5 protein-coding genes are annotated in these 2,918 nt (G+C 72.3%); 2 read left to right on the forward strand and 3 right to left on the reverse strand.

What is annotated here, in order from left to right; translation table 11 throughout:
• Positions 1–46: 46 nt before the first annotated feature.
• Entirely contained in the window at positions 47–727 is a 681-nt protein-coding gene (locus ACSW7Y_RS16815; protein WP_438127371.1) for a hypothetical protein, read from the reverse strand.
• A gap of 53 nt (positions 728–780) precedes the next feature.
• On the opposite strand from ACSW7Y_RS16815, the gene ACSW7Y_RS16820 reads away from it, so the two are divergent.
• Positions 781–1,083, forward strand: a complete 303-nt coding sequence (locus tag ACSW7Y_RS16820; protein WP_438127372.1) for a hypothetical protein — start codon at positions 781–783, stop codon at positions 1,081–1,083.
• Positions 1,084–1,099: 16 nt separating this feature from the next.
• On the opposite strand, the gene ACSW7Y_RS16825 is transcribed toward ACSW7Y_RS16820, so the two are convergent.
• A complete protein-coding gene (locus ACSW7Y_RS16825; RefSeq protein WP_438127373.1) occupies positions 1,100–1,945 on the reverse strand; it encodes a PHP domain-containing protein in 846 nt (281 codons plus the stop codon).
• A 119-nt stretch (positions 1,946–2,064) separates the two neighbouring features.
• Here ACSW7Y_RS16825 and ACSW7Y_RS16830 point away from each other — a divergent pair, with 119 nt between their 5' ends.
• Positions 2,065–2,295, forward strand: a complete 231-nt coding sequence (locus ACSW7Y_RS16830; RefSeq protein ID WP_438127374.1) for a hypothetical protein — start codon at positions 2,065–2,067, stop codon at positions 2,293–2,295.
• A gap of 26 nt (positions 2,296–2,321) precedes the next feature.
• Here ACSW7Y_RS16830 and ACSW7Y_RS16835 read toward each other — a convergent pair whose 3' ends face one another.
• Positions 2,322–2,867 (reverse strand): hypothetical protein, encoded by a 546-nt coding sequence (locus ACSW7Y_RS16835; protein WP_438127375.1) that lies wholly within the window; start codon positions 2,865–2,867, stop codon positions 2,322–2,324.
• Positions 2,868–2,918: the final 51 nt, after the last annotated feature.

The following is a 2,918-nucleotide window of genomic DNA, read 5'->3' on the forward strand; positions in this document are numbered from 1 at the left end:
GGTCCGGCCGCCTCGGTGGCCTCGCGCTCGCGAAGCCGCTCTCGCTTCAGTGGCTGCGCGCTCGCGTGTCGGCCGCGGCGAGCGCCGATCGCATCCGCTCGGCGTCGCCGTCCGGCCACCCGCCCGAGCTCGCCAGCGGGAGCTCGGTCATGTGTCGGCGGAGGTGTTCGGGGTAGTCGCGCACGATGCGGTCCGGGTCGGTGCGGACGGTGGCGTACAGCGCTGGGCCGTCGGGGTAGAAGAGGTCGGCGACGACGAGTCGGCCGTCCGACCCGCGCATGACGTTCGCGGGGTTGTCGTCGAGCGGTCCCCACCACGGCTGCTCTGCCCGGCCCAGTGCGTGCACGTGCTCGATGTGGTCGGCGAGCTCCGCCACCGACGGGTCGCGTTCGGCGAGGGCACGGTGGAAGGCGGTGCCGACCTCCTCGGGGACCGGTTCGAGGTACTCCATGACGGTGAGGTCCGCGCCGCCCTCGAGCACGCGGTGGTCGACGAGCGCGGGTACCTGCCGGGTGTGGGCCGCGCGGCGGTACAGCAGCGCGGCGTACGGCCCGGCGGGGTCGAACGGGTTGATGCGCGCGGCGAGGGTGCCGGAGGGGGAGCGGAGGGCCCGGGCCCAGTCGCCGGTTCCGCAGAGGGTCCAGCCGAGCCGCTCGAACGTCGCGAGCACGTCGGTCCACTGCTGCTCGGGGTCGAGGTGGCGGCGGAACGCGTCGGCGGGGTCCATGCCTCCATCCTGGCGTTCGAACACGTGTTCGAATCCGTGGCACGATGGTCGGCATGGGCCAGAACCGACGGTACGGAACCGATGTCTCCCGCGCCGCGGTCAACGAGTTCCTGACGCGCCCGTACCCGGTGACCCTGACGCGCGAGGAGATCGGTCCCGAGCCCGCGGTCCCGGTGTCCGACGGTGAGGTGGTCGACGTGTGGTTGCGGTTCGTCGAGGTCCGGGTGCAGGAGCGGGCCGTCGTCGTGGCGTACACGGACCGCGCCGTGCAGGTCGAGGTCGCGCGGCGCGACGGCTCCCGCTACCGGGTGTGGGTGTGGCAGGGGGCCGTCACCACGCCCGGTCGCGAACGCTGACGCTGACGCTGACGCCTCAGCGCGTCCAGAAGTCCTCGGGTCGGCGGCCGGGTCGGAACCCGAAGTGCTCGACCATCGCGACGGCCTCGGGGAAGCTCGACGCGAGGACGTCCGCGCTGTGTGCGTCGCTCCCGAAGGTCACGGCACGCCCGCCCTCCTCTGCCCACCACTGCGGCACCCACGACCAGAGCCGCCGGGTGTTCATCTCGAGCGCCCGGCCCGACGCGGCGAGCGCGCGCATCCCCGCGCGGAACCCCTCCTCGAACTCGCGCGGGTCGAACGGTCCTGCCGTCGCGGTGGGCCATGCCCGAGCGGCGTAGTCGATGTGGGTCAGGACCGCGAAGGAGTCCGAGCCGGCGATCATCCGGGGGAGTTCCTCGAGGTAGGCCCACACGACGTCCGATGGTGAACGGTGCTGGTAGAGCGTGACCGGCTCGGTACGGTCCTCCCCCTCCAGCGGCAGCATGTGCAGGGAGCCGTTGACCCGGTCGACCCGTGCCAGCACGTCGGCCGCGGCGGTGTCCCACAGGTGCGGCTGCCCGAACTCGACGCCGGTCAGGATCGTGAGCTCCGGGAAGTCGTGGCGGCAGCGGTCGATCGCGTCGAGGTAGCCGTCGACGTCGAGGGGCGGCAGCCGGACCGCCCCGTGCTCGTCGACCAGTGCGCGGGCGTACGGCCCGAGGTCGTCCGGTTCGGCTCGCCAGTGGTCCTCGAGGTCGAGGTGCTCGGTGAACACGAGGGCGGGGAGGCCGATGCGGACCGCTCGTTCGCAGGTGCGTCGCATCGAGCCGACCGATGCCGGGTCCGATCCGGCGTCCCAGGAGAACTCACTGTGCACGTGCGCGTCGGCGGGCAGCGTCATGCCCCCGACCCTGCCAGCCCGGACCGCGCCGGACAAGCCCCGCCGTCCCGGACGAGCATCGCGGTCCGGACGGGCACTGCCGTCCCGGGCGACCGCCGACGACCCCTACGCTGACGCGGGTGCACATCGCGCTCCGACCGGCCGTCGCCGCCGACATCGACTCGTTGGTCGAGCTTCGCGCCCTCGTGCTCCGCGCGGACCTCGAACGGCTCGGCGTCTTCGACGAGGTCCGCGTGCGCTCCCGGATGCGCGATGCATGGCGCCCGGAGTGGACCCGCGTGGTCGTCGTGGACCGCGCTGACGTCGGCTCCGTCACGAAGCGGAGGAAGACGACGTCGACGCCTTCATGACCTTCCGTGGCGGCGAGGGGTGATCGTCAGGCCTCGCCTGCGATGAACCCGAAGTGTCGCAGGACGAGGTCGGCGACGTCGGCGGGCGCTACGGCGTCCGTGTCGACGACGAGTTCGTCCAGGTCCGCGGCTGCTTGGCGTTCGGCGATCCGCTCGAACCTGTCCAGGTGCCACTCGAGGTGGTGCTGACGGTGCTCGTCGTACCGGTTCCGCAGTCGAGCCTCGAGCGTCGTCGGGCGCGCGACCAACCGGATCGACCGCACGGGCAAGCCGACTGCCTCCGCGTACCGATCGAGGTCTGCGCTGCTCGTGGCGACACCGCTGAGGACGAGCTGCCGTGGGCCCGCGGCGCGGTAGTTCGCCCAGACGGCGGCGATGTTGCGCGCCTCGAGGACGGTGTTCTCGGTGTCGCCCTCCGCGACCGGCCAGGACCGGTGGAACCAGTCGACGTCCATCACGCTGAACGCCCGTCCGGATGCGGCGAGGCGATCACCGACAGCATCGAGCACCGCGGACTTGCCGACGCCGTACGAACCGTTGAGGAAGATCGCGTACTCGTCATCGCGCGCCATGCCCCCGACCCTACGATCGCCGGGGCGTTCCGTCCCCGCACGCCCCTAGGA

The sequence above is a fragment of the Curtobacterium flaccumfaciens genome (assembly GCF_051548005.1).
In the GTDB taxonomy this organism is placed as follows: Bacteria; Actinomycetota; Actinomycetes; order Actinomycetales; family Microbacteriaceae; genus Curtobacterium.